Source organism: Catenulispora sp. MAP12-49, from assembly GCF_041262705.1.
GTDB lineage: Bacteria > Actinomycetota > Actinomycetes > Streptomycetales > Catenulisporaceae > Catenulispora.
Map to the genome: position 1 here is coordinate 54,637 of NZ_JBGCCP010000009.1, position 23,827 is coordinate 78,463.

23 protein-coding genes are annotated in these 23,827 nt (G+C 71.0%); 14 read left to right on the forward strand and 9 right to left on the reverse strand.

Going from position 1 to position 23,827, the window contains the following annotated elements:
- Window positions 1-96 precede the first annotated feature (96 nt).
- From ABIA35_RS18455 to ABIA35_RS18465, 3 genes are all read left to right on the forward strand, one after another.
- Window positions 97-1,548: a family 2B encapsulin nanocompartment shell protein gene (locus ABIA35_RS18455; RefSeq protein WP_370358684.1), complete on the forward strand. Its 1,452-nt coding sequence runs from the start codon at window positions 97-99 to the stop codon at window positions 1,546-1,548.
- Between the two features lie 271 nt (window positions 1,549-1,819).
- Complete coding sequence (locus ABIA35_RS18460; protein WP_370358822.1) at window positions 1,820-2,803, forward strand: polyprenyl synthetase family protein; 984 nt, start codon at window positions 1,820-1,822, stop codon at window positions 2,801-2,803.
- Between the two features lie 112 nt (window positions 2,804-2,915).
- Complete coding sequence (locus tag ABIA35_RS18465) at window positions 2,916-3,674, forward strand: DUF4239 domain-containing protein (RefSeq protein WP_370358685.1); 759 nt, start codon at window positions 2,916-2,918, stop codon at window positions 3,672-3,674.
- A gap of 77 nt (window positions 3,675-3,751) precedes the next feature.
- Here the strand turns inward: ABIA35_RS18465 and ABIA35_RS18470 are convergent, their stop codons facing one another.
- From ABIA35_RS18470 to ABIA35_RS18485, 4 genes are all read right to left on the reverse strand, one after another.
- The gene (locus tag ABIA35_RS18470) at window positions 3,752-5,293 is read right to left on the reverse strand and encodes an amino acid permease (RefSeq protein ID WP_370344288.1); all 1,542 of its coding nucleotides are present in this window, start codon (window positions 5,291-5,293) and stop codon (window positions 3,752-3,754) included.
- Between the two features lie 166 nt (window positions 5,294-5,459).
- Window positions 5,460-6,458 (reverse strand): hypothetical protein, encoded by a 999-nt coding sequence (locus ABIA35_RS18475; RefSeq protein WP_370358687.1) that lies wholly within the window; start codon window positions 6,456-6,458, stop codon window positions 5,460-5,462.
- Window positions 6,459-6,612: 154 nt separating this feature from the next.
- Window positions 6,613-7,167, reverse strand: a complete 555-nt coding sequence (idi, locus tag ABIA35_RS18480; RefSeq protein WP_370358688.1) for an isopentenyl-diphosphate Delta-isomerase — start codon at window positions 7,165-7,167, stop codon at window positions 6,613-6,615.
- 48 nt (window positions 7,168-7,215) lie between these two features.
- Complete coding sequence (locus ABIA35_RS18485; RefSeq protein WP_370344211.1) at window positions 7,216-8,943, reverse strand: bifunctional 3'-5' exonuclease/DNA polymerase; 1,728 nt, start codon at window positions 8,941-8,943, stop codon at window positions 7,216-7,218.
- A 76-nt stretch (window positions 8,944-9,019) separates the two neighbouring features.
- Between ABIA35_RS18485 and ABIA35_RS18490 the strand changes: the two genes are divergently transcribed.
- Together ABIA35_RS18490 and ABIA35_RS18495 are read left to right on the forward strand one after the other, a co-directional pair.
- Window positions 9,020-9,766 carry an SDR family NAD(P)-dependent oxidoreductase gene (locus ABIA35_RS18490; RefSeq protein WP_370358690.1) on the forward strand — a complete coding sequence of 249 codons (747 nt, stop codon included), beginning with the start codon at window positions 9,020-9,022 and terminating at the stop codon, window positions 9,764-9,766.
- Between the two features lie 121 nt (window positions 9,767-9,887).
- Window positions 9,888-10,985: a hypothetical protein gene (locus ABIA35_RS18495; protein ID WP_370358692.1), complete on the forward strand. Its 1,098-nt coding sequence runs from the start codon at window positions 9,888-9,890 to the stop codon at window positions 10,983-10,985.
- 73 nt (window positions 10,986-11,058) lie between these two features.
- Here ABIA35_RS18495 and ABIA35_RS18500 read toward each other — a convergent pair whose 3' ends face one another.
- The gene (locus ABIA35_RS18500; RefSeq protein ID WP_370344214.1) at window positions 11,059-12,003 is read right to left on the reverse strand and encodes a DMT family transporter; all 945 of its coding nucleotides are present in this window, start codon (window positions 12,001-12,003) and stop codon (window positions 11,059-11,061) included.
- A 226-nt stretch (window positions 12,004-12,229) separates the two neighbouring features.
- Between ABIA35_RS18500 and ggt the strand changes: the two genes are divergently transcribed.
- The 4 genes from ggt (at window position 12,230) to ABIA35_RS18520 (ending at window position 17,053) form a co-directional block, all read left to right on the forward strand.
- Window positions 12,230-14,101 (forward strand): gamma-glutamyltransferase, encoded by a 1,872-nt coding sequence (ggt, locus tag ABIA35_RS18505; RefSeq protein ID WP_370358694.1) that lies wholly within the window; start codon window positions 12,230-12,232, stop codon window positions 14,099-14,101.
- A gap of 339 nt (window positions 14,102-14,440) precedes the next feature.
- Window positions 14,441-15,499, forward strand: a complete 1,059-nt coding sequence (locus ABIA35_RS18510) for a methionine ABC transporter ATP-binding protein (RefSeq protein ID WP_370344216.1) — start codon at window positions 14,441-14,443, stop codon at window positions 15,497-15,499.
- Entirely contained in the window at window positions 15,496-16,152 is a 657-nt protein-coding gene (locus tag ABIA35_RS18515; RefSeq protein WP_370344217.1) for a methionine ABC transporter permease, read from the forward strand. Before ABIA35_RS18510 ends, ABIA35_RS18515 begins: the two co-directional genes overlap by 4 nt.
- Before the next feature lie 52 nt (window positions 16,153-16,204).
- On the forward strand, window positions 16,205-17,053 hold the full coding sequence (locus ABIA35_RS18520; RefSeq protein WP_370358695.1) for a MetQ/NlpA family ABC transporter substrate-binding protein: 849 nt from the start codon (window positions 16,205-16,207) through the stop codon (window positions 17,051-17,053).
- On the opposite strand, the gene ABIA35_RS18525 is transcribed toward ABIA35_RS18520, so the two are convergent.
- Both ABIA35_RS18525 and ABIA35_RS18530 read right to left on the reverse strand, forming a co-directional pair.
- Entirely contained in the window at window positions 17,025-17,492 is a 468-nt protein-coding gene (locus ABIA35_RS18525) for a hypothetical protein (protein WP_370358696.1), read from the reverse strand. The genes ABIA35_RS18520 and ABIA35_RS18525 overlap by 29 nt on opposite strands.
- 28 nt (window positions 17,493-17,520) lie before the next feature.
- Window positions 17,521-18,135: a LysE/ArgO family amino acid transporter gene (locus tag ABIA35_RS18530; protein ID WP_370358697.1), complete on the reverse strand. Its 615-nt coding sequence runs from the start codon at window positions 18,133-18,135 to the stop codon at window positions 17,521-17,523.
- Between the two features lie 70 nt (window positions 18,136-18,205).
- Between ABIA35_RS18530 and ABIA35_RS18535 the strand changes: the two genes are divergently transcribed.
- Window positions 18,206-19,105 (forward strand): LysR family transcriptional regulator ArgP, encoded by a 900-nt coding sequence (locus ABIA35_RS18535; RefSeq protein ID WP_370358823.1) that lies wholly within the window; start codon window positions 18,206-18,208, stop codon window positions 19,103-19,105.
- A 4-nt stretch (window positions 19,106-19,109) separates the two neighbouring features.
- On the opposite strand, the gene ABIA35_RS18540 is transcribed toward ABIA35_RS18535, so the two are convergent.
- On the reverse strand, window positions 19,110-20,417 hold the full coding sequence (locus ABIA35_RS18540) for an MFS transporter (protein ID WP_370358699.1): 1,308 nt from the start codon (window positions 20,415-20,417) through the stop codon (window positions 19,110-19,112).
- Window positions 20,418-20,486: 69 nt separating this feature from the next.
- Here ABIA35_RS18540 and ABIA35_RS18545 point away from each other — a divergent pair, with 69 nt between their 5' ends.
- A complete protein-coding gene (locus ABIA35_RS18545; RefSeq protein ID WP_370358700.1) occupies window positions 20,487-21,353 on the forward strand; it encodes a DUF5937 family protein in 867 nt (288 codons plus the stop codon).
- A complete protein-coding gene (locus ABIA35_RS18550) occupies window positions 21,269-21,469 on the forward strand; it encodes an ArsR/SmtB family transcription factor (protein ID WP_370358824.1) in 201 nt (66 codons plus the stop codon). The genes ABIA35_RS18545 and ABIA35_RS18550 overlap by 85 nt, the downstream gene beginning before the upstream one ends.
- A gap of 66 nt (window positions 21,470-21,535) precedes the next feature.
- Here ABIA35_RS18550 and ABIA35_RS18555 read toward each other — a convergent pair whose 3' ends face one another.
- Window positions 21,536-22,288: a TetR/AcrR family transcriptional regulator gene (locus ABIA35_RS18555; protein WP_370344223.1), complete on the reverse strand. Its 753-nt coding sequence runs from the start codon at window positions 22,286-22,288 to the stop codon at window positions 21,536-21,538.
- 99 nt (window positions 22,289-22,387) lie between these two features.
- Between ABIA35_RS18555 and ABIA35_RS18560 the strand changes: the two genes are divergently transcribed.
- Window positions 22,388-23,035 carry an NADPH-dependent FMN reductase gene (locus tag ABIA35_RS18560; RefSeq protein ID WP_370358701.1) on the forward strand — a complete coding sequence of 216 codons (648 nt, stop codon included), beginning with the start codon at window positions 22,388-22,390 and terminating at the stop codon, window positions 23,033-23,035.
- A 62-nt stretch (window positions 23,036-23,097) separates the two neighbouring features.
- The gene (locus ABIA35_RS18565) at window positions 23,098-23,802 is read left to right on the forward strand and encodes a TetR/AcrR family transcriptional regulator (protein ID WP_370344225.1); all 705 of its coding nucleotides are present in this window, start codon (window positions 23,098-23,100) and stop codon (window positions 23,800-23,802) included.
- Window positions 23,803-23,827 lie beyond the last annotated feature (25 nt).

Genomic DNA, 23,827 nt, shown 5'->3' on the forward strand with positions numbered 1-23,827 from the left:
CCGTCCTCCGTTTGTCACCCATTGCGGTAATAGACCCGGTCCCATGGCGGACTCACGATGGAGGCGAGAAGCATCCATCGTTTTGGAGGGGGCACGATGACGGTCGAGCAGAGCGCGGCGGCACCCGGGACGGCCGCCGAGGGCGAACAGCTCAGCCTGGACACCGCGGCGGCGCGGAACCTGGCCACCACGACCAAGACGCCGCCGCAGATGCAGGGCATCACCTCGCGCTGGCTGTTGCGGGTCCTGCCGTGGGTCCAGGCCTCCGGCGGCGCCTACCGGGTGAACCGCAGGCTCAGCCACGCCGTGGGCCGCGGCCGGGTGGCCTTCAGCCAGGCCGGCGACGACGACGTGAGCGTGCTGGCCCCCACCTTGACCGAGCTGCCGCCGCTGCGCGGTTTCGACGACGAGGCGCTGCTGGGCGAGTTGGCCTCGCGGTTCGCCGTGCGCGAGTTCCGCGCCGGGCAGACCCTGACCGAGGCCGGGACGCCGGTGGACACGCTGTGGCTGATCGCGCACGGCAAGGTGGACCTGGCCGCGCAGGGCAAATACGGAGACGACGCCGTGCACGGCCACCTCGCCGACGGCGACCACCTCGGCGAGGAGGTGTTCCGCACCACGGCCGCCGGCGGCGCCGCCACCAACGGCCACGCCCCCCGGTGGAAGACCACGGCGCGCGCCGCGACCCCGGTCATCGCGCTGTCGGTGCCGGCCTCGGACGTCAGGGCCCTGATCGAGCGGTCGGAGACGCTGCGTGCGCACCTGGCCGCGCACCGCAGCACCCGCGGCAAGGCGCAGAACGCGCACGGCGAGGCCGAGATCGCGCTGGCCGCCGGGCACGAGGGCGAGACCGAGCTGCCGGGCACGTTCGCCGACTACGAGCTCAAGCCGCGCGAGTACGAGCTGTCGGTGGCGCAGACGGTGCTGCGGATCCACACGCGGGTCGCAGACCTCTACAACAAGCCGATGAGCCAGCTGGACCAGCAGCTGCGGCTGACGATCGAGGCGGTGCGCGAGCGCCAGGAGGACGAGCTGGTCAACAACCGCAGCTTCGGCCTGCTGCACAACGCGGACTTCGAGCAGCGCGTGCACACCCATTCGGGCCCGCCGACGCCGGACGACCTGGACGAGCTGCTGTCGCTGCGCCGCGACACCACGCATCTGCTGGCGCATCCGAAGGCGATCGCGGCGTTCGGGCGGGAGTGCACCAAGCGCGGGATCTACCCCGGGACGATGGATCTGCTGGGCACGCAGGTGTCGGCGTGGCGGGGCGTGCCGCTGCTGCCGGTGCCGAAGATCCCGGTGGCCGACGGCCACACCACCTCGATCCTGGCGCTGCGGGTCGGCGAGGCGGAGCAGGGCGTCGTCGGGCTGCACCAGACGGGGATCCCGGACGAGTACCAGCCGGGTTTGTCGGTGCGCTTCATGGGTGTGGACGACAAGGCCATCACCTCGTATCTGGTGAGCGCCTACTATTCGGCGGCCGTGCTGGTGCCGGACGCGCTCGGCGTGCTGGAGAACGTCGAGATCGCGCGGCCCCGTGGCTGAGTCGCCGGCGGGAACGGCCTGGCCGGTGGGAGGAGCGGAGGTGGACATGGCCGATGATGCGCCGCCGAAGATAGCTGGAGCCGAGACCGGAGCTGGAGCTGGAGCGGGAGCTAGAACCGGAGCTGGAGCTGGAGCTGGAACCGGAACGGGAGCGGGAGCTAGAACCGGAGCGGCAGCTAGAACCGGAGCGGGAGCTAGAACCGGAGCTGGAGCCGGAGCTAGAACCGGAACCGAGGCCGGATCCCACGCCGGATTCCACGCCGAGGCGGCGCTGCGCCGGACCCGCGACCTGGTCGAACCGGTGCTGCGCGCGGCCGTGGACACGTTGCCGGGCCGATTACGTGCGATCTCGGCCTACCACTTCGGGTGGGAGGACGCCGAAGGCCTGGCGATCGAGGGCATCGGGGGCAAGCTCCTGCGGCCGGGGCTGGTCCTGGCCGCCGCGGCGGCCGTCGGCGGCGAGCCGGGCGCCGACTCGGCGGTGCTGGCCGCGGCCGCGGCGGTGGAGTTGGCGCACAACTTCACGCTGCTGCACGACGACGTCATCGACCGCGATCACACGCGCCGGCACCGGCCCACGGCGTGGACGGTGTTCGGTGCGGAGAACGCGATCCTGGCCGGTGACGCGATGTTGGCGTTGGCGCTGCGTCTGGTCGGGGGCGAGGCGGCGAGCCGGCTGGCGGAGTGTGTCATCGAGATCTGCGACGGCCAGTACGAGGACTGTGCTTTCGAGCAGCGCGACGACGTCACGCTCCAGGAGTGCATGGTGATGGCCGGCAAGAAGACCGGCGCGTTGTTGGGGTGCGCGTGTGCGCTCGGGGCGTTGGCGGTGCGTGCCGATCCGTTGGCCGTGGCGGCGTTGGACCTGTTCGGGCGGGAGATCGGCATCGCGTTCCAGCTGACCGACGATCTGTTGGGCATCTGGGGCGACCCGGCGCTCACCGGGAAGCCGGTGGGTTCGGATCTCAGTGCGCGTAAGAAGTCGCTGCCGGTGGTGGCGGCGTTGTCGGCGAGTTCGGCGGCGGCCGCGGAGTTGGCGCGGCTGTATGCGCTGGGCCGGGACTTCACCGAGCACGAGCTGCGGCACGCCGCCGACGCCGTCGAACGCGCCGGCGGGCGGGCTTGGGCGGCCACCGAGGCGACGGCACGGGTCGCGCAAGCCCACGGGCATCTGCGGCGCGCGCCGGGTGTCGACCACGGCAGGGTCCACGATCTGCGGGCGCTCGCCGAGCTGATCACTCGGCGGACCAGCTGATCGGGCACTGATCGAACGCTGACCACGCCTTGATCGAGCACCACGGGCACCACGGCACTACGGGCACAGCGGCGCAACGCGCACCACAGCACCACGAACACGGGGAGTCGTCATGACCATGAAGGACTACGGCACCATCGTCGCCGTCCTCATCCTGACCTTCATCACCTTGCGCCTGTTCGAACGCTTCATCCCGCACCACCGGCGCGAACCGCACAACGACGTCGCCGGCTTCATCTTCGCCACGGTGTCCGTGGTGTTCGCGGTGCCGCTGGCCTTCGTGGTCGTGGCCCTGTGGACGAACAACGACAACGCCCACCAGACCACCTTCAAGGAGGCCAACGAACTCGCCGGCATCTACTGGATCTCCCGCCAGATGCCGCTCCCGCTGGGCCCGCAGCTGGAGCACGAGACCCTGGACTACGCCCACACCGTCATCGACGACGAATGGCCGCTGCTGGCCGAGCACCAGACCAGCCCGAAGGCCACGGACCTGGTCTACCAGATCCGCGCCAGCGTCTTCGCCTTCCATCCGGCCGACGTGTCCCAGCAGGTGCTCTACGACCACGTGCTGACGCATGTGGAGTCACTGGCCGAGGAACGAAGGGAGCGTCTGAACCAGACCGAGGAGTCCTTGCCGCCGTTGTTGTGGGCGATCCTGATCGGCAGTGCGCTGGTGACGATCGCCTTCACGTTCTTGTTCGGCCTGTCCAGTTCCTTCGCGCACACCGTGATGGTGATGACGCTGGCGGCGCTGGTGGTGGTGTCGCTGGTCGTCGTCAGGGAGATGAGTTATCCGTATTCGGGGACCATGAAGGTCGATCCGACGGCGTTCGAGGTGTTCCTGTCACGGTTGCCGGCACCACGCTGAGTCGGAAATAGAACGGGCGCGCCCCGGGAATCCCGGGGCGCGCCACATCACGTGCGAGTGTCACAAACAGCGGATGCTCAGATCACGTCCAGGTCCGCGAACTGCTCGGCCTCGACCGCGCCGGCCGGCGGCGCGTAGGAGGCGCGACCGCGCGCCAGCCACCAGATACCGGACAGCGCCAGCGCGGCGACCAGCGCGATCGGCGCGTAGTTGAAGCTCAGCGCGTTGATCGGCGAGGCCTGCGGCAGGCAGAACAGCACGACCTCGATCACCACCCACACCGAGGCGGTGTAGCCGATCAGCGGGCCCCACTTGCCCAGGTTCCAGGCGCCCTTCTTGAAGTTCTTGCCCTGGCGGGCCCGCAGGAAGCCGGGGATGACGTAGGCCGGGGCCAGACCGATCGAGGCGATGGCGGTGACCGCGCCGTAGGCCTGGATGGTCCACAGCGAGGGCAGGGTCAGCAGGAAGGCCACGACGACGACCAGCCACATGGCGTTGGTCGGGACCGCCGCGCGGTTGACCTTGCGCCAGGTCGGGGAGCCCGGAAGCGCGCCGTCCCGGGAGAAGGCGAAGACCATGCGGGCCGCCGAGCCGATGGCGGCCAGGCCGCAGCACAGCTGGGCGACGATGATGACCAGGGTCAAGACCTCGGCCCAGTGCTGGCCCAGGGCGTCGAGCATGATGATCGAGGGGGCCGTCACCGCGCCGCCGTAGCCGGAGCCCGCGGACTCGGTGGCGTAGTTGTTGGCGCCGCCCTGGATGGAGAACAGGAAGGCGACGATCAGGACCAGGCCGGCGATGCCGGAGACCCAGATGGACCGCACGATGCCCTTGGGGGCCAGCGTGGATGCCTGGGAGGTCTCCTCGGACATGTGGGCCGAGGCGTCGTAGCCGGTCAGGGTGTAGCCGGTGAGCAGCAGGCCGATGGCGCTGACGTAGATCGCGCTCTTGAAGCCGGTGGCGTTGGCGTAGTGCGTGAAGACGAAGCTGGCGCTCTGGTGGTGGGCCGGGACGATGAACAGCACCGCCACGATGAACGCCACGCCGATCAGGTGCCACCAGACGCTGACCCGGTTGAACAGGTCCAGCACCCGCACGCCGAAGGTGTTCAGCACGCCGTGCAGCAGCAGCACGCCGGCGAAGATGGCTATCAGCCCGTACTTGTCCGGGGTCCAGCCGAAGGCCATGCCGGTGAAGGCGCCGATGAACTCCGCGGCGCCGTAGTCGATGCCGGCGATGACGCCGAACAGGCCCAGCATGTTCAGCCAGCCGGTGATCCAGCCCCAGCCCTTGCCGCCGAGGCGGTGGGCCATGAAGAACAGCGCGCCGGAGGTCGGGTAGACGCTGGTGACCTCGGCCAGGCTCAGCCCGATGAGCAGGACCGCGATGGTGACGCCGATCCAGCCCCAGACCATGACGGCCGGGCCGCCGGTGGCCATGCCGAAGCCGAACAGCGTCATACAGCCGGACAGGATGGAGATGATGGAGAAACTGATCGCGAAGTTGCCGAAGCCGGACATCTTGCGGGACAACACCGGCTCGTAGCCGATGGCGCGCAGTTGCGCGGCGTCGGCGGAGTCGGTGTCACTCCACGCTGGGTTATCTGAGTTTTGAGTCATCGACATGGTCTCGTTCCGTTTTCGCTTCGAGGCCCAACTAGGGGGGAAGGGTTGTGCGTTTGGCGATGGTGCGAAACAGCTCACTGCGATGGTGCGTTTTCCCCGAATCGGGCCCGATGTGGTGTGGAATCCGAGCCCTGAGTCACTGCGATTCGGCCGCGCGCCGCTATGGTCCGGCGCGCGCCCGTCCGGACGGGTCGGTGCGCCGTGCCGCTGCCGACAGCGCGGTGGACCGCGCCCGTACGAACTCCTCCGCGGCGTCCCCCACCGCCGAAACCACGGCCCACGGCCGGTTCGAGCCGTAGGGCCCCAGGGCCCCGAACACGTCCGCGGCCAGATCCGAGCGGCCGCCGACGACCAGGGCGTGGGCCAGGTGCGACAGGTCCACCACCAGCCAGTCGTCTTTGCCGGTGCTGGTGAACCAGTTCCAGCCCCGGGCCATCTCGGTTTTCGTGGCGTCCGTGGTCCACAGCAGGTGGGCCAGGCCGTCGCCTTGGGCTTTGCGGTATTCGTAGGCCACGACCAGCGCGTACAGCGGCAGCAGCTGCAGCGGGGACAGGCTGCTCAAGCCCACGCCGGTGACGATGCTGGCCGCGAACAGCTGCGCGCCGGCCGGGCTTGGACCCGGGCCCGTGCCCACGGCGCCGAGCATCCGGTGACAGCCCTCCCGGTTGGCCGGATCCACCCGCCACAGGTCGCGGAAGGCGTGCCAGGGCCCTGGTACCGGGCAGGAGGCCGGGCCCTCGACGCGTTCGCCGAATCCGGCGGCCAGGGCCAGCCGACCCAGGTAGGGCGCTGGGTCGGCGGGGTCGACGGCGGCGGCCTCGGCACACAGCTCCGCGGCCCGCCGGCCCAGGTTCTGCGCCTGGTCCAGACCCTTGGCGGCGGCCTTGCAGGCCCGCTCGACCGCCACCCGCGCTGCCATCACGACGGCGTCGGGGTCGCGCGGGCGCTCGGCGACCCACTGGTCGACGGCGTTGGAGCCGGCGGCGACCTGGGCCAGCAGCGAGATGCGGGTGCCGCGCAGGCGGCGGTCGCGCGTGGAGTCGGCCAGCAGCTCGGCCATCGAGAACCAGTGGCCGGTGCGGACCTCACCGAGGATCCGCGCCAGCGGCTCGTCGAATCCGGCCGGGTGCATAACGGGCTTGAAGTCTTGGGGGCTCATATGACTCAGGCGGCTGCCGGCGGGGGGTCCGGCAGCTGGGCATGGTCAAGCAATTCCCAAGACCGTGTAAAGGGATCGGGCACCGCGCAATGATGCCCGACTTCACAGGTGTCGAACAAGCCCCTGTGTGATCACATGATCACCCCCAAGATCATTACATCCGGGGATCCATATCCTGGGCAGCCAACTGCTCGACTTGCAGGCGGCACCAGGGCGACACCTCGAAGGAACCGGAAAGTACGTCGCGGCTGAAATCAGCCCACGGAATCCACCGGTATTCGCCCACTTCGTCGGGATCGGGTGACGGCGTAATTCCGCTGGCGAGGCTCGCCCGGAACACCGGGCAGACTTCGTTCTCCACGATGCCGTTCGGCATTACCGCCCGGTAACGAAAGTCCGGCAGGAGCGGATGGACGGCGGGAATGTTCAGCCCGAGTTCACTGGAGAGCCGCCGCCGCACGGCGTCCTCGATCGACTCCCCCGGCCCCGGGTGCCCGCAGGCGGAGTTCGTCCACACACCGGGCCAGGTCCGCTTGGAATCGGCGCGCCGGGTGAGGAGCAGACGCTGCTGGTCGTCGAAGACGTAGCAGGAGAAGGCCAGGTGCAGCGGGGTGTTCTCGGTGTGCACGGTCGCCTTCGGCGCGGTGCCGATGGGGCTGCCGTCCTCGGAGAGCAGGACTACTTCTTCGACTTCCACATTGGTTTCCACATCGTCAGAGCATGCCGTGAGCATGGTCGTTCTGTCACCGCTTGTGCACTATTTGGCGTCGCCGTAGCACTCCACGGAGTGAACACTCATAGGAAATCTAACCGGTGAAGGGCCGAACACGAGCCGCCCGGCTCCGGTGGCGCACTGGACGATCATCTCAGCGACCGCCTCGGCGTGCTCGCGGGGTGCGTGCACCAGCACCTCGTCGTGCTGGAAGAACACCAGCTGCGGACCGTCCAGGGCGCGCAGCCGCTGCCGCAGCAGGGCCAGCAGCACCTCGGCCCATTCGGCGGCGGTGGCCTGGATGACGAAGTTGCGGGTGAACCGGCCGCGGGCCCGGGCGACCTGGCCGGAGCGGCGGTTGCTGTCGTCGTCGGCCTCGGCCTCGGCGTCCCCGGCGATCGCGCTCTGCCAGCGCTGCGAGGGCGGCGGGCAGGTGCGGCCGAGCTGGGAGCGGACCAGGCGGCCGCGCTCGCCCTCGCGGGCCGCGTCGTCCAGCAGCGCGGTGGCCTTCGGGAAACGCCGGCGCATCAGGGCCAGGGGCGCCGCGGCCCCTCCCCCGGTCTGGCCGTACATGGCCCCCAGCAGCCCGAGTTTGGCCTGGTCCCGGGAGCCCTCGAAGACGCCGGCGAGCGCGGCGTACATGTCATCGCTCTGCGTGGCCTCGGCCATCCCCGCGTCCTTCGCCATCGCGGCCAGGATGCGCGGCTCCAGCTGCGCGGCGTCGGCGGAGACGAACACCCAGCCGGGGTCGGCGATGACCGCTTTGCGCAGCCGCCGCGCGATCTGCAGCGCGCCGCCGCCGCGGGCCGCCCAGCGTCCGGTGACGACCCCGCCGACGCTGTACTCGGGCCGGAAGCGGCCCTCCACGACCCAGGTGTCGCGCCAGGCCCAGCCGTTGAACGAGTACAGCCGCGAGAGCTCCTTGTACTTCAGCAGCAACGGGATCGCCGGGTGGTCGATCTCCTTGAGCTCCCAGCGGCGCAGCGAGGGCAGGCGCACTCCGGCGTCGGCGAAGGCCTTGGTCACCTGCGGCGCGGAGTCCGGGTTCAGCGCGCGGATCCCCAGCGCCGCCGCGAGTCGGGCCGCCGCGGCGACCATCTCCCGGGGCGGCGAGCCGTCCAGGGGGCGCGGGCCCAGCACCTCCTCCAGGATCGAGCTGTGCACGTCGGCGCGCCAGGGCAGGCCGGCGTGCGCCATCTCGGCGGCGGCCAGCGAGGCCGCGGACTCGGCGGCCACCAGCAGCCGGAACGCGCCGGGGTTGGCGGTGGCGGCGATGCGGCGCAGCTGGTCGGCGTAGACCTCGCGCACCGCGCGCAGCGGATCGACGTCCTTGGCCAGGCCGGAGCGGTCGGGTTCGAACAGCGCCGGCTGGGTGGCCGGGCTGTCGGCCGGGGCGGCCATGGTGCCCTCGGCACGGTCCTCGGGGACCGGCAGGCCGTGCAGCCGGGCCCAGGCCGCGCCCAGGGAGCGCGGCTCGCCGCAGCGGCCCTCGTAGGCCAGCAGCAGAGCCTCGGTGAGGGCGAGGTCGTGGCAGCGGTCGACGCCGATGCCGCGGCGCAGCAGGGCCGGGGCGATGTCGGCGGTGGCCGGCCAGACCCAGCGCGGACGGCTGGGATCCTCAGACCCGGCGCTGCCGGTTTCCAGCGCGCCCACCTCGGCTTCCAGGTCCGCGACGGCGCGCGCCGCACCGCCGGCGCCGCCGTCCTCGGTGATCGCTTGAACGAAGCCTCGATCCCTGAAACCCTCGGGGTCGTAGGTCGCCGCGATCTGCATCCGATCATTGTCCGCGACAGCACTGACAAGACCGGCCGGCAGGTACCGGCCGGCCGATAGCGATAGGGACCCCGCCATGACCAAGACCGCCGTCGTCACCGGAGCCAGCAGCGGCATCGGGGCCGCCACCGCCCGCCGGCTGGCCGCCGAGGGGTACCGGGTGGTGCTGGTGGCCCGGCGCAAGGAGCGGCTGGAGGCGCTGGCGGCGGAGATCGGCGAGGCGGCGGTGGCGGTGGCGCTGGATGTGACGGACGCCGAGGCGGTGAAGGCGTTCGCGGCCAGTCTGGACTCGTGTGACGTTCTGGTGAACAACGCCGGCGGCGCGATCGGCGCCGCCCCGGTGTCCGCCGCGGATCCCGGCGACTGGCGGTCGATGTTCGAGACGAACGTGCTGGGCGCCCTGAATTTCACGCAGGCTCTGCTGCCGCTGCTGGTCGCCTCCGGCGCCGGCACCGTGGTGATGTTGACCTCGACCGCCGCCCACGTCGCCTATGAGGGCGGGGCGGGCTACGCGGCCTCCAAGTACGCGATGCACGCCATGACCGCGACGCTGCGCCTGGAGGTGTTCGACCAGCCGGTCCGGATCATCGAGATCGCGCCGGGCATGGTGATGACCGACGAGTTCTCGCTCAAGCGCTTCGGCGGCGACGCGCAGAAGGCGGCCTCGGTGTATGCCGGGGTCCCCGGCCCGCTGGTGGCCGAGGACGTCGCGGACTGCATCGCGTGGTCGGTGACGCGGCCGGCGCATGTGAACGTGGACCTGATGGTGGTGCGGCCGCGGGCTCAGGCGGCGCAGCACAAGGTGCATCGGGTGGCGAAGTAGCGACACGCCGGGCCACGCTCGGGGGCGTTATATACGGCGTGTCGCGGAATGTGACGGTGTATCCCTTCGTCGAGAACTGATCAGAGGTCGGAACCCGACTTCTCACCGAAGGGACGAAGCCGTGTCCTTGGCACGCGTACGAACCACGATCCTGCTGGCCGCGATCGGGCTGGGGGTGGCAGCGGGGATCACGCCCGCGGCCGCCGCCCGGTTCCCCGACACCGTCTCCACCATCGCCTCCACCGTCCCGGCCAACGGCGACGTGAACCCCTACGGCGTCGCCGTGGTGCCGGTCTCCACCGGCGATCTGCACCGGGGCGACGTGTTGGTGAGCAACTTCAACGCCGCCTCCAACCTGCAGGGCACCGGCACCACCATCGTCCAGGTCGCCCCGGGCGGCGCGGTGTCCACCTTCGCCACCATCGACCCGGCGCACCTGCCCGGCCCGTGCCCCGGCGGGGTCGGGCTGACCACGGCCCTGTCGGTGCTGCGCTCCGGCTGGGTGATCGTCGGCTCGCTGCCCACCGCCGACGGCACCTCGGCCACCGCCCAGGCCGGCTGCCTGCTCGTCCTGGACGACCACGGCCAGGTCCGGGAGACCTTCGCCGGGCAGGGCATCAACGGGCCCTGGGACATGACCGCCGCGGACCGGGGCGATGAGGCCGACCTGTTCGTGTCCAACGTGCTCAACGGCACGGTCGCCGGCAACGGTGCGGTCGTGAACGAGGGCACCGTCCTGCGGATCCGGCTGTCCCTGGAGCACGGCCGGCTGCCCCGGCGCGAGGAGACCACGGTGATCGGCTGCGGGTTCGGCGAGCGCACCGACCCCGCCGCGCTGGTCGTCGGGCCGACGGGCCTGGGCCTGGACAAGGACGGCACCTTGTACGTCGCCGACAGCGTCGGCAACCGGATCGCCGCCATCGCCTCCGCCGAGACCCGCCTCACCGGCGACGGCACCGGCCGCACCGTCACCAGCGGCGGCGCGCTGAACACGCCGCTAGGCCTGATGGTGGACCGCAGGGGCCTGATCCTGACGGTCAACGCCGGTGACGGCAACCTCGTGGCGACCACCCCGGGCGGCGTGCAGACGCACGTCGTCCAGCTGGACTCCTCCGGTTCCCCGGCCGGCGCCGGCGCGCTGTTCGGCCTGGCTCAGGCGCCGCGCGGCGGCGTGTACTTCGTCGACGACGCGACCAACACCCTGAACCTGCTGTCCTGAGGAACCTGCTGTCCTGAGTCCGAAGTTCGGCAGTCCGAAGTTCGACCGCGAGCGGCCTCAGGCCATGGCCGCATCAGACCATGGCCGCCTCGGGTCCGTGGTCCTCAGCCGCGGCGGCCGGCGCCTGTAGCGCGTCGGCCGCCGCCGGGGGCGGCGCGGCCGCCTCGCCGCGCCGCAGCGTCGACAGGATCAGGCCGATCAGCACCAGCGGCGCGCCGACGATGATGCCGGCCTTGATGGTCTCGCCGAGGAACAGCACGCCGCCGGCGACCGCGACGGCCGGGTTCACGAAGGTGATCATCGAGGACTTGGCCGGGCCGACCTCGCCGATCAGCTCGAAGAAGAGCAGGAACGCCGAGGCGGTGCAGACCAGGCCGAGGGCGACGACGGAGGCCAGGGCGTTGGCCTTGGGCATGTGCGAGGGGTGGCTGAAGGCGGCGATCGGCACGTAGAGCAGGGCCACGCCGGTCAGCGAGAGCGTGATGGTGGCCAGGGTGGGGACGCCGACCAGCTTGCGGTCGGCGATGATCGGGGCGATCGCGTAGCCGACCGCGACGGCGATCACCTCGAGCATGCGCAGGACCTGGACCTGCCCGATGTTCAGCCCGACGATCGCCACCACGCCGGCCATGCCGATGAACAGGCCGGCCAGGCGGGTGCCGGAGACCGCCGAGCGGTCGCCGAGGCGCCACATGATCAGCGCGACGAAGAAGGGCACGGCGGCGATCAGCAGACCGGCCAGCGAGGAGGTCATGTGCTGTTCGGCGTCGCCCAGCAGCAGCCAGGGGCCGGCGATCTCCAGTGCCGCGAAGGCCGCGATGTAGCGCCACTGCTTCAGCGCCGGGCCGACCATGCCGCGCTTCCACGCCACCGGCAGCAGCACCGCCGCGCCGATCGCGGTGCGCGCGAACACGATGAACGGCGCCGGCATCCCCTCCAGCGCCACCTTGATCAGCAGGTACGGGATACCCCAGATCACCGACATGGCCGCGAACAGCAGCCATCCCCGCTTCGACACGCGAGCCCCCTCAAGGCGATGGAACCGAACCGAACGCCGCGACCGGATCGCCTCCGCATCGCGTCCGAACCGCCTCCGCGAAGCCCCCGGTGAGAGCCGGTCCGACCACCCCCGGTAACAGCCGCGGGGCGCCTGAGCATATTCCATGGCCGCTTCCCAGGAAATGAGGCCTCTGCCAAAGTGGTGACCCTGCAGGGAGTACCGGAACGATCACGCGGAGGCATAGATGTCCGTCCCCACACGCAGACGCTCCAAAGCATTCGCCGCCCTGGTCACGGCGGCGGCTCTGACCAGCACCCTGACCGCGGCCCGCGCCGCCCCCGACGGCCACGGCGGCCACGGCGGCCACGGCGGCCAGCCGCCGCGCGAGCCGGTCGCCACCGGGTACGGCGGCGCGGTGGCCAGCGTCAGTCCGTATGCCACGCAGGCCGGCCTGGACGTGCTCGAACACGGCGGCAACGCCGTGGACGCGGCGGTGGCCACGGCGGCCGCGCTCGGCGTCGTGGAGCCGTACTCGGCCGGTATCGGCGGCGGCGGGTTCTTCGTCTACTACAACGCCCGCACCCACAAGGTCTCCACGATCGACGGCCGCGAGGCCGGCCCGGCGGCGATGAACACCAACTGGTTCATAGACCCCGCCACGGGCCAGCCGTTGTCCTTCAACGACGCGGTCAACTCCGGGCTGTCGGTGGGCGTGCCGGGCACGCTGAAGACCTGGACGACGGCGCTGGACGACTGGGGCACCATCTCGCTGAAGCAGGCGCTGCAGGGCGGGATCGACATCGCCTCCAAGGGATTCGTCGTCGACCCCACGTTCAACTCCTTCACCGCGATGAACCAGGCGCGCTTCTCGCAGATAGCCCCGACCGCGCAGTTGTTCCTGCCCGGCGGCGCCCCGCCGGCGGTCGGCTCGGTCTTCAAGAACCCGGACCTGGCGAACACCTACAAGCTGCTGGCCAAGGACGGCCCCGGGTTGTTCTACGGCGGCGAGTTGGGCAAGGAGGTCGCCAACACCTCCCAGCACCCGCCGACGATCCCGAATCCGACGATGGACTTCCGGCCCGGGCAGCTCACCGCGGCCGACATCGCCGGGTACAGCGCGCCGGTGCAGGCGCCGACCCATGTGAACTACAAAGGTCTGGACGTCTACTCGATCGCGCCGCCGTCCTCCGGCGGTACGACGGTCGGCGAGGCTCTCAACATCCTGTCGAACTTCGACATCGACCCGTCCAACCAGGTGCAGGCGCTGCACCTGTATGACGAGGCCTCGAAGATCGCCTTCGCCGACCGCAACCGCTGGGTCGGGGACGCGAACTTCAACGACGTCCCGACCAAGCAGCTCACCTCGCCGCAGTACGGCAAGGACCGGGCCTGCCTGATCAGCCCGACCAGCACCCTGACGGCCCCGGTGGCGCCGGGGAACCCGTTCGCACCGGGCGGCGGCACGACGTGCCCGTCCAGTGCACCGGCCGGGACCTCGTACACCGACACCGAGGGCATGTCCACGACGCACCTGGTGACCGCGGACAAGTGGGGGGACGTCGTCTCCTACACGCTGACCATCGAGCAGACCGGCGGCTCGGCCATGACCGTGCCCGGCCGGGGCTTCCTGCTCAACAACGAGATGACGGACTTCGACTTCACGCCGCTGTACCCGGGCGTCCCGGACCCGAACCTGCCGGCCGCCTTCAAGCGGCCGCGCTCGGCGATGTCCCCGACCATCGTCCTGAAGGACGGCAGGCCGTTCATCGCGGTCGGCTCCCCGGGCGGGGCGACCATCATCACCACGGTGCTGCAGATCCTGGTCAACCGCCTGGACCTGGGCATGAACCTGGAGCAGGCGATCGCCGCGCCCCGGGCCTCGCAGCGCAACGCCGCCTCCACGCAGGCCGAGCCGGCGTTCCTGAACCTGCCGCAGATCCCGGGGCTGGAGGCGCTGGGCGAGACGTTCACGCTCGCGCCGCCCTCGGGGACGCCGACCCCCGAGATCGGGGCCGCGACCGGGCTGGAGTTCCTGCCGGACGGCGCGGTCGAGGCCGCGGCGGAGCCGGCCCGGCGCGGCGGTGGCGCGGCGGCTGTGGTGCATCCGGTGAAGTAGCGGGTGACGTGACAAGTGACGTGGCCGTACTGCTTCGGCAGTACGGCTGCGTCAGCACGTTCGTGAAACCACGCTGTCTCACGCAATGGACGCGGTAAGGGTCACCTCGTCGATCCACCTATAGTCATTCCCATGATCGACACGCAGAGCTCCCGCACGTCCGCCGCCACCAAGGCGTCGCGGATGATGTGCGGCTGCATGCCCTCGTGTCGAATGTGCAGCTGCTGAGTCTTCGACTCCCCGAACCGGGTTCTCGCAGCTCCTCCCCCTTGTAAGCCTTCGTGGCGCGCCGTTGTCGCGCGCCCGCCGCCGCGTGGTCGCGGCCTTTTGGAAAGCGTCATGATTGAAATCAAGAACCTGACAAAGGTTTACCCTGCGCGAAATCGCGGCGTCACCGCCCTGGACGGCGTGGACCTCTCGGTGGCCGCCGGCGAGGTCTACGGCGTCGTCGGCCGCTCCGGGGCCGGCAAGAGCACGCTGATCCGCTGCGTGAACCTGCTGGAGCGTCCCACCTCCGGCACGGTGTCGGTGGCCGGGCGCGAGCTCACGGCCCTGGGCGGGCGGCGGCTGCGGGCCGAACGGCGCCGTATCGGCATGGTGTTCCAGCACTTCAACCTGCTCTCCAGCCGTACCGCGCGGGAGAACGTCGAGCTGCCGTTGGAGATCGGCGGCCGGCTGACGCGCCGCGAGCGGCAGGCCCGTGCCGGGGAACTGCTGGACGTGGTCGGGCTGTCCGACCGGGCCGGGGCGTACCCGGCGCAGCTGTCCGGCGGGCAGAAGCAGCGGGTCGGGATCGCGCGGGCGCTGGCCGCCGACCCGCACGTGCTGCTGTCCGACGAGGCCACCTCGGCGCTGGACCCGGAGACCACGCGCAGTGTGCTGAAGCTGCTCAAGGAGGTCAACGAGCGGCTCGGGGTCACGGTGCTGCTGATCACGCACGAGATGGAGGTCGTCAAGGCCGTGTGCGACAGCGCGGCCCTGATGCGCGACGGCCGGATCGCCGAGTCCGGGACCATCCCGGAGTTGCTCGCGCGGCAGGGTTCGGAGCTGGCTCGGGAGCTGTTCCGGCTGGGCCCGGCGCCGGAGCCGGCGCTGCCGGACAGAACGGTGCTGGACGTCACGTTCCACGGCGATTCCACGGCGCAGCCGCTGATCTCGCAGCTGGCGCGGACGTACTCGGTCGACGTGACGATTCTGGGCGCGGCCATCGAGACGGTGAACGGGCGGACGGTCGGGCGGATGCGGATCGGGCTGCCGGGGCGGTTCGAGGACAACGTGGTGCCGATCGGGTTCCTGCGGGAGCGGGGGCTGAATGTCGAGACGGTCACTGCTGAGACCACCGCCAAGACGATCGCCGTAACCGCCGCAGCCCGGAACAGCGTGGAGGTCGGGTCATGAGCTGGTCGGACATGCAGCCGCTGCTGTGGCAGGCGACCTTGGAGACGCTGCAGATGGTCGGCTGGTCGGCGCTGTTCACGGTGCTCGTCGGCCTGCCGATCGGGCTCCTGCTGGTCCTCACCGACCGCGGCGGCCTGCTGGCCAACGCGCCGGCGAACAAGGCTTTGGGCACGGTGGTGAACGTCGGGCGCTCGCTGCCGTTCATCATCCTGCTGATCGCGATCACGCCGTTCACCCGCGGGGTCGTCGGCACCACCATCGGCGTGGACGCCGCGATCGTGCCGCTGGCCGTGGGCGCGGTGCCGTTCTTCGCCCGGCTGGTGGAGACCGCGGTGCGCGAGGTCGACCGGGGCCTGGTCGAGGCCTCGGCCGCGATGGGCGCCTCGCACCTGGCCACCGTGCGCAAGGTCCTGCTCCCGGAGTCGCTGCCGGCGCTGGTCAGCGGCCTGACGACGACCGTGGTCGCGCTGGTCGGCTATTCGGCCATGGCCGGCGCGATCGGCGGCGGGGGCCTGGGCGACCTGGCCATCCGCTACGGCTACCAGCGCTTCGAGAACGGGCTCATGATCGCCACGGTCGTGCTGCTGATCGTCCTCGTCCAGATCCTCCAGTGGCTCGGCGACTTCACCGCCAAGCGGCTGGCTCACCGGTAACCACCCCGGCCACACCCCCCACCTCAGTACACGGAAGAAAGAAGACCTTGTTATGCGTAACAAGAAGCTCGCCGCGTCCCTGATCGCCCTGTCGGGCGTCCTGGCCGTGGGTCTGACCGCCTGCTCCTCCTCGAAGTCCGCCGGCACCGGCGCGACCGCCAAGGCCGCCGACGGCGTGGACTCCATCACCGTCGCGGCCTCCCCGGTCCCGCACGCGCAGATCCTGGACTACGTCCGCGACAACCTGGCGGCCAAAGCCGGCCTGAAGCTGACGGTGAAGGAGTTCACCGACTACGTCCAGCCGAACCTGGCCACCCAGGACGGCGAGGTCGACGCCAACTACTTCCAGCACCAGCCCTACCTGGACGACTTCAACAAGAGCAAGGGCACCGACCTGGTCCCGGTGGTCGGCGTCCACCTGGAGCCCCTCGGCCTGTACTCGCACAAGGCCAAGTCCCTGGACCAGATCAAGGACGGCGCCACCATCGCCGTCCCCAACGACGCCACCAACGAGGGCCGCGCGCTGAAGCTACTGGCCGACAACAACCTGATCACCCTCAAGCCCGGCGCCGGCACCACGGCCACGGAGAAGGACGTCGCGGACAACCCCGAGCACCTGAAGTTCAAGCCCCTGGAAGCCGCCGAACTCCCCCGCGCCCTGGACGACGTGGACGCCGCGGTCATCAACGGAAACTACGCCCTGCAGGCCAAGCTCACCCCGAGCAAGGACGCGCTGGCCCTGGAGAAGACGGCCGGCAACCCCTACGTCAACATCCTGGTGGTGAAGAAGGGGCACGAGAACGACCCGGCGGTGAAGAAGCTGGCCGCGCTGCTGACCTCGGACCAGGTGAAGCAGTACATCGAGAAGACGTTCAACGGGTCGGTGATCCCGGCGAGCTGATCTGCTCGGAGTCCGGCCCGGCGGCGGTCACGCTGCCGGGCCGGGCTGCTGCCCGCCACGCCTGGACGATCGCGACGTACTTCTCCGGGAACTCCGTGTCGTAGAAGTTCTTGTACCGCTCCAGCGGCGCCGGAAGACGGTGCCGGGAGCCGTCGTGCAGATAGACGTCGACGGAGGTGTCACCGGCGATCACGTCCAGCCTGATGTCCAGGACGTCGCTCCATGGGATGAAGCGGCGCCGCAGTGTCTGGATCCTGATTCCCTCGGCGGTGACAGTCGTGGACCACGGCCGGATCATCAGCGCGAAGGGAATCGCCGTCAGCACGTTGAGCGCGATCGCCGGGCGCGGCCCCATCCAGTGCCAGGGCAGCAAGGCGACCATCGGATACGCGTCGAGCCGCATCAGTTTGCGCGGTCTTCTGTAGACCAAGTCCCCCACGACCCGGATGCTATACCCGCCGCCGGCCTCACGTTCTAGCCGCCATCGCGACGCCCAGCGTGATCATCGTGACCGCGATGACGCCGTCCAGCACCCGCCAGGCCTTCGGGCGCGCGAGCAGGGCGCCGAGGCTGCGGGCGCCGAAGCCCAGGCCGGAGAACCACAGGACGCTGCCGGTGATGGCACCGAGGGCGAAGTACCAGTGGGCACTGCCGTAGCTGTTGCCCACGGTGCCCAGGAGCAGGACGGTGTCGAGGTAGACGTGGGGGTTGAGCCAGGTCAGGGCCAGGCAGGTGAGGACCGCGGTGCGCAGGGACTTCTCGCCCGCGCCGTCGGCGGCCAGGTGGTCCTGGTGGCGCCAGGCGCGGCGGGCGGCGAGCAGGCCGTAGGTCACCAGGAAGGCCGCGCCGATCCAGGCGATCACGGTCACGGCCGTGGGCATGCGGCGCACCAGGGCGCCCAGGCCCCCGACCCCGGCGGCGATCAGGACCGCGTCGGAGGCCGCGCAGATCGCGACGATGGGGCCCACGTGCTCGCGGCGGACACCCTGGCGCAGGACGTACGCGTTCTGCGCGCCGATGGCCACGATCAGGGACAGGCCGGTGCCCAGGCCCGCTGCGGCGGCCGCGAGGGAGGAGGTCATGAGCACGATGCTAGGAAGGTATGTGATCCCAAGGCCAGCTCACTTTTCTTGGCTATCATTAGAGATCATGATGACGGACCTGCCGCTGGACCACGTGCGCACCCTCCTGGTCGCGGTGGACGCCGGCACCTTCGAGGCCGCGGCCCGCATCCTGCACGTCACGCCCTCCGCGGTCAGCCAGCGGATCAAGGCACTGGAGCAGCGCACCGGCCGCGTGCTGCTGGTCCGCTCCAAGCCGCTGCGCCCGACCGAGTCCGGCGTCGCGGTGGTGCGCTTCGCCCGGCAGCTGGCCTGGCTGGAGGACAACGCCCGCGCGGAGCTGGGGCTGACCGGCGCGGATCAGACGTTGTCGATCGCGGTGAACTCCGACTCCCTGAGCACCTGGTTCCCCGAGGTGACGGCCCGCTTCGGCCCCGATTCGGGGGTGTGCTTCGATCTTCACCGCGAGGATCAGGACTACACGGACGAGTTGCTGCGCGCCGGCCTGGTGATGGCAGCCGTCTCGTCGTCGCCGAAGCCGGTGCAGGGCTGTGTGGTGCGGCCGCTGGCGCGGATGCGGTATCGGGCGGTGGCCACACGCGGGTTCATCAGACGCTGGCTGCCGGACGGCGTCGACGCGCCGGACACCGCTGCGGCGCTGGCTGCCGCGCCGGTCGTCATCTTCAACCGCAAGGACGATCTCCAGGACGCCTTCCTGCGCGGCCTCGGCACGACGGCCTCCGGGCCGCGCCAATACATGCCCGCCACCGACGCCTTCCTCTACGCGGTCGAGTCCGGCCTCGGCTGGGGTCTGATCCCGGATGTGCAGGCCAAGCAGTTCGGCCAGGTGGAGCTGGTCGAGTTGACCCCGGGGCGGCCGGTGGACGTGCCGCTGTACTGGCAGCAGTGGAAGCTCGCGCCGCCGATGCTGACCGAGGTCGGGGACGTCGCGGCGGAAGTCGCGGCGCGGCGGTTGGAGCGGTTGGGGTAGAGGCTCATTTCTCGGCCCCCAGCGCCGAGAAATAGACCGGCACCCACAGCAGCGCCAACCCGACCGCGCCGGCCCACAGACAGGCCTGGATCCCCAGCGTCGCCCCGATCACCCCGGCGAGCAGCGAGCCCAGGGACAGCGCGCCGAACAGCAGGAAGCGGAACGTCGCGTTCACTCGGCCGGCCATCGCCTCCGGCGCCGCGGCCTGCCGCAGGCTGACGCCCAGGACGTTGTCGAGGCCGACCCGGCCCAGCGTCACCGCCCACGCGAGCGCCGCGACCACCAGCCACGGCCCGTGCCCGACCAGCGGAATCAACAGGCTGATGGGGGCCGTCACCAGGCTCGCCAGCCACATCGTGCGCGTCGCGCCGAAGCGGCGGCCCAGCCACGGCGCCGAGCGCGCCCCGAGCAGCGAGCCGACGGCTCCCAGCGCGAGGAAGGCGCCGAGCAGCGATGGGCCGTCGGCCGTCCCCAGCCGCAGCACGAAATAGGTCGGCAGCAGCGTGACGATCAGCATGGTCGCCAGGTTGGCGAGCGCGCCCTTGAGGACCAGCGGCCGCAACACGCTGTCGCCGAGCACGAAGCGCAGCCCTTCGAGCATCTCGGCCCGCAGATCGCGCGCCGCGCCGACGGCCGGCGCCGGCTCCGGCTCGCGCACCCGCATCAGGAACAGCGCCGAGGCCAGGTAGCTGACGGCGTCCAGGGCGACGACCCCGGAGGCGGTCAGCGCCTGCACGAGCAGGCCGGCCAGGCCCCGTCCGGCGATCTGGCCGACCGCGTCCATGCCGACCAGCGAGGCGTTCGCCTCGACCAGCCGGTCGCGGCCGACGACGTGCGGCAGGTAGCTGAGCGAGGCGACGTCGAAGAACACGGTCGCCACCCCGGCGACGGCCACCACCGCGCACAGCCAGAAGTAGGTCAGCACACCGCAGAACGCCGCGACGGGCACCGAGCCGAAGGCCGCCGCGCGCGCCAGGTCCGCCGCGATCAGCAGCGGACGGCGGCGCATCCGTTCCACCCACACGCCCGCGGGCAGGCCGATCAGCAGGAACGCGCCGGTGTTGAGCGCGGCGAGCACGCCGATGCCGGCGGCCGAGGTGTGCAGGACGAGTTGGGCGACGAGCGGGACGGCCAGGGTGCCGACCGCGGTGCCGAGCTTGCTGATCGCGGCCGCGGTGTAGACGTCGCGGAAGGCGCGGTTCGCACGGACCAGGCCGGCGGGTTTCGGGGCGGGCTTCGCGGCGCGCTTCGGGGCCGGTTCCGCAGCCGGTTCCGCAGGTATGGGGCGGGTTTCGCGGAGGTCGATGGTCATGAGCAGACCATGGCGCGGGACGGTGGCCTGCCTCGATAGATTTAGCCAGGAGCGAATCGAAAGGGGGCGATGGCGGTGCTGGAAGTCGAGTTCACCACGGCGGATGTGGCCCGCACGCGCTTCGCGTTCTCTCCGTTGTGGGAGGTGGTCGCGGCGGTGCGGGTGTTGAAGTATCCCGGCGATCATCCGCTGCACGCCGGGTGGGCGGCGGTGGCGCGGGACCGGCTGGCCGCCGCCGGTGTCACCTGGGGCCTGTTATCCCACCTGGTTCCGGCGCACCGCATCCCCGCGTTCCTCGCGCCGCCGCCGACGACGCCGGTGCCCGATCTGGATCTGGAACTGCGGGCGCTGCAAGCCACGCCGCCGCAGAGCATCCGCGAGGGCGTCGCGCACCTCGATCCCACGCCGCGCCTGGAGGCGCTGTGCCAGGACCCTGAGAATCAGCTCGCCGAACTCGCCGCGAGCATCACGGACTTCTTCGGCGTCGCACTGGCGCCGTACTGGCCGCGCATCATGACGATCTACGAAGCCGACGTGCTGTACCGCGCGCGCCGGTTGCTGGACGGCGGGATCACGCGGCTGTTCGACGACCTCGACGCCAGCCTGGCGTGGCGCGACGACACATTGCGCATCGCGCACCGGCGTTCCTCGGGGCGCAGATCCCTGTCGGGGCAGGGGCTTCTGCTGGTGCCCTCGGTGTTCATCTGGCCGCAGGTGTTCTCGCTGATCGTTCCGGCGTATCAGCCGGCGCTGCGCTATCCGCCGCGGGGGTGGCCGCTTTGTGGGAGCACCGCACGGGCGATGCTCCCGCGGCGCTGGCCGCGGTTCTCGGCAAGGGCCGCGCGCGGCTGCTGGCCGAACTCGACGCGCCGGCTTCGACGACGGACCTCGCGCGCCGTACCGGGCTGTCCGCCGGCGGTGTGTCGCAGCATCTGACCGCGCTGCGCGACGCGGGGCTGGTCGACGCGCACCGGACGGGGCGGTATGTGCTGTATGTGCGCAGTCGGATCGGCGAGGCGCTGGTCACGGAGAACGGCGACCGGCTCGGCTGAGCAACGAGCGCGGCTGAGCAAACCAGCGCCGCCGGGCCGCAACCACCCCGATCCGCCACGCAGCCCTCAGATCCCGAACCGCGCCGCCAGCCCGTCGAGCATCGCCTCGAGCCCCAGGTCGAACTCCTCCGTCGCGTCCACCGGCGACAGGCCGGCCCGGACCAGTTCGGCGAAGCGCGGGAAGCGGCCGCTGCGCAGCAGCCACTCCATGTTCGAGCGGAGCAGCATCCTGACATCGCCGTCGGCGCCGTAGCCGCGCCGTTCCAGCATCATGCGCTGGTTCACCTCGCCGTCGGCGGCGCCGCGGGCGTAGGCGTCCAGTGCTCTGATGAGCTGCATCTTCTGGTCGCCGGTCAGCGGCAGGGGTTCCAGGGCGGCGAGCATGCGCTCCAGGACCAGGTTGCGGCTGGGGGTGAGGGTGGTCGGGACCTGGGCCTGGGCCGCCGGGAGCCAGGGGTGGGCCAGGGCGGTGTCGCGGCGGCGGCGGGCGGCTTCGCGGAAGACCGCGCGCCAGTCGGCGGGGTCGGCGGTCAGGGGGGTGGAGGCGGTCACCGAATCGGTCATGAGCTCCACGAGCTCGTCCTTGCTGTCGACGTAGCGGTACAGCGCCATGGTGGCCACGCCGAGGCGTTCGGCCAGTCTGCGCATGGAGACCGCGTCCAGGCCCTCGGCGTCGGCCAGGGCGACGGCGGCCTCGGCGATCTGGACGTGAGTCAGGGTGGTGCGGGCGCCCCGGGGGGCGTCGAGGCGCTCCCAGATCGTCGCGGGGATGCCGCCTTCCTCCGCGGACGGGGCAGTCCCGTTCTTGGTCTTCGCCATGCGTGAAGCCTCCCATGGGGTCGTCTTGTGTACAGCGTACGCGCGGATGTACGGTGTACGCATCAGCGCGTACACCGTACACATCCCAGGGGGATCACCATGACCGCCGCGACCATCGACACCGCCGCCGCCGCCACCGCCGCCACCACGACCGGGGCCCAGCAGGACGCCGATCCGCTGCGCGTCGCCGTCATCATCGGCAGCACCCGCGAGGGCCGCTTCGGGCCGACCGTGACCGACTGGTTCGTCGCCGAGGCCCGGCGCCGGCACCCCGACCTCGTCCTCGACGTCGTCGACCTGGCCGAGGCGGACCTGCCGCTGACCATGACCGGGTTCGGGCAGCCGCGCCCGGAGGCGGTGGCGGCCCTGGCCCCGCGGCTGGCCGGCGCGGACGCCTTCGTCGTCGTCACGCCGGAGTACAACCACAGCTTCCCGGCGGCGCTGAAGAACGCGATCGACTGGTACCACGGCGAATGGAGCCGCAAGCCCGTCGCCTTCGTCTCCTACGGCGGCGTCTCCGGCGGCCTGCGCGCGGTGCAGCAGTTGCGCCACGTCTTCATCGAACTGTCCGCGGTGCCGATCCGGGACACGCTCAGCTTCACCGAGTTCTGGACCCAGTTCGGCCAGGACAAGTCCTGGCCGGCCCCTTCCGAGAACCGCGACAAGGCCGTGGACGGCCTGATGGACCAGCTGATCTGGACCGCCAGGACGCTGCGCGCCGGGCGGCGGGAAGCGGCCGCGGGCTGAAAAGGTGCGCCCAGCGCAAAAATATAATTGCGCTCAGCGCAAGTTCAGGAGAAGGTGGAGCCGTGTCCGCGCCCGAGAACGAAGCGGGCTCCCGGCGTGAGCAGAAGCGCCTGGAGACCCGCAAATGCATCACCCAGGCCGCCTTGCAGCTGACCCTGGAGAACGACGGCCTGCAGAACGTCAGCCCCGACGAGATCGCCGAACGCGCCGGGGTCTCCGCGCGCACGTTCCACAACTACTTCCACAGCCGCGAGGCCGCGCTCGGCGCGCTGCCGGGCGACCGCGCGCGCCGGGTGGCCCTCGCCTTCAGCGAGCGCCCGGCCGCCGAGCCCTTCGACGTCGCGCTGGCCGAGGCGGTCGTCGCGGAGTTCACGCTGGGCCACGAGCCGGACAAGGCCAGCGTGCGCAAGCTGCGCGCGATCATGGCCGACGGGAGCTACAGCAAGGAGGCGCTTCGCAGGGTCATGGCCGAGAAGGGGGTGCGTCCGCACTTCCTGGAGGCGATGACCCAGCTCGAGGACCAGCTCACGCCGGTGATCGCGGCCCGGCTCGGGCTCGATGAGAGCACCGATCTGCTGCCGCGGATCGTGGCCGCGGCCGTGAGCGGCGCGGTGCGGGTGGCGACCAAATACTGGCTGCGCGACGACGTCGAGGCCCCCTACACTGCCCTGCTGCGCCAAGCCGTGCGCACAGCCGCCGCGCTGGGCGGCCAGCCGGGCATCCCGTCCCCGCCGGGGGCCAGCTTACCGGAAAACGAAAACCCCTGATTCCGCATACAGTGCTCGCCCGGCC

Coding starts and splice junctions, on each gene's coding strand:
- ABIA35_RS18455 (WP_370358684.1), top strand. CDS start 97: ATGACGGTCGAGCAGAGCGCGGCGGCACCCGGGACGGCCGCCGAGGGC.
- ABIA35_RS18465 (WP_370358685.1), top strand. CDS start 2,916: ATGACCATGAAGGACTACGGCACCATCGTCGCCGTCCTCATCCTGACC.
- ABIA35_RS18470 (WP_370344288.1), bottom strand. CDS start 5,293: ATGACTCAAAACTCAGATAACCCAGCGTGGAGTGACACCGACTCCGCC.
- ABIA35_RS18475 (WP_370358687.1), bottom strand. CDS start 6,458: ATGAGCCCCCAAGACTTCAAGCCCGTTATGCACCCGGCCGGATTCGAC.
- ABIA35_RS18485 (WP_370344211.1), bottom strand. CDS start 8,943: ATGCAGATCGCGGCGACCTACGACCCCGAGGGTTTCAGGGATCGAGGC.
- ABIA35_RS18490 (WP_370358690.1), top strand. CDS start 9,020: ATGACCAAGACCGCCGTCGTCACCGGAGCCAGCAGCGGCATCGGGGCC.
- ggt (WP_370358694.1), top strand. CDS start 12,230: ATGTCCGTCCCCACACGCAGACGCTCCAAAGCATTCGCCGCCCTGGTC.
- ABIA35_RS18510 (WP_370344216.1), top strand. CDS start 14,441: ATGATTGAAATCAAGAACCTGACAAAGGTTTACCCTGCGCGAAATCGC.
- ABIA35_RS18515 (WP_370344217.1), top strand. CDS start 15,496: ATGAGCTGGTCGGACATGCAGCCGCTGCTGTGGCAGGCGACCTTGGAG.
- ABIA35_RS18520 (WP_370358695.1), top strand. CDS start 16,205: ATGCGTAACAAGAAGCTCGCCGCGTCCCTGATCGCCCTGTCGGGCGTC.
- ABIA35_RS18530 (WP_370358697.1), bottom strand. CDS start 18,135: ATGACCTCCTCCCTCGCGGCCGCCGCAGCGGGCCTGGGCACCGGCCTG.
- ABIA35_RS18535 (WP_370358823.1), top strand. CDS start 18,206: ATGACGGACCTGCCGCTGGACCACGTGCGCACCCTCCTGGTCGCGGTG.
- ABIA35_RS18540 (WP_370358699.1), bottom strand. CDS start 20,417: ATGACCATCGACCTCCGCGAAACCCGCCCCATACCTGCGGAACCGGCT.
- ABIA35_RS18545 (WP_370358700.1), top strand. CDS start 20,487: ATGGCGGTGCTGGAAGTCGAGTTCACCACGGCGGATGTGGCCCGCACG.
- ABIA35_RS18555 (WP_370344223.1), bottom strand. CDS start 22,288: ATGGCGAAGACCAAGAACGGGACTGCCCCGTCCGCGGAGGAAGGCGGC.
- ABIA35_RS18560 (WP_370358701.1), top strand. CDS start 22,388: ATGACCGCCGCGACCATCGACACCGCCGCCGCCGCCACCGCCGCCACC.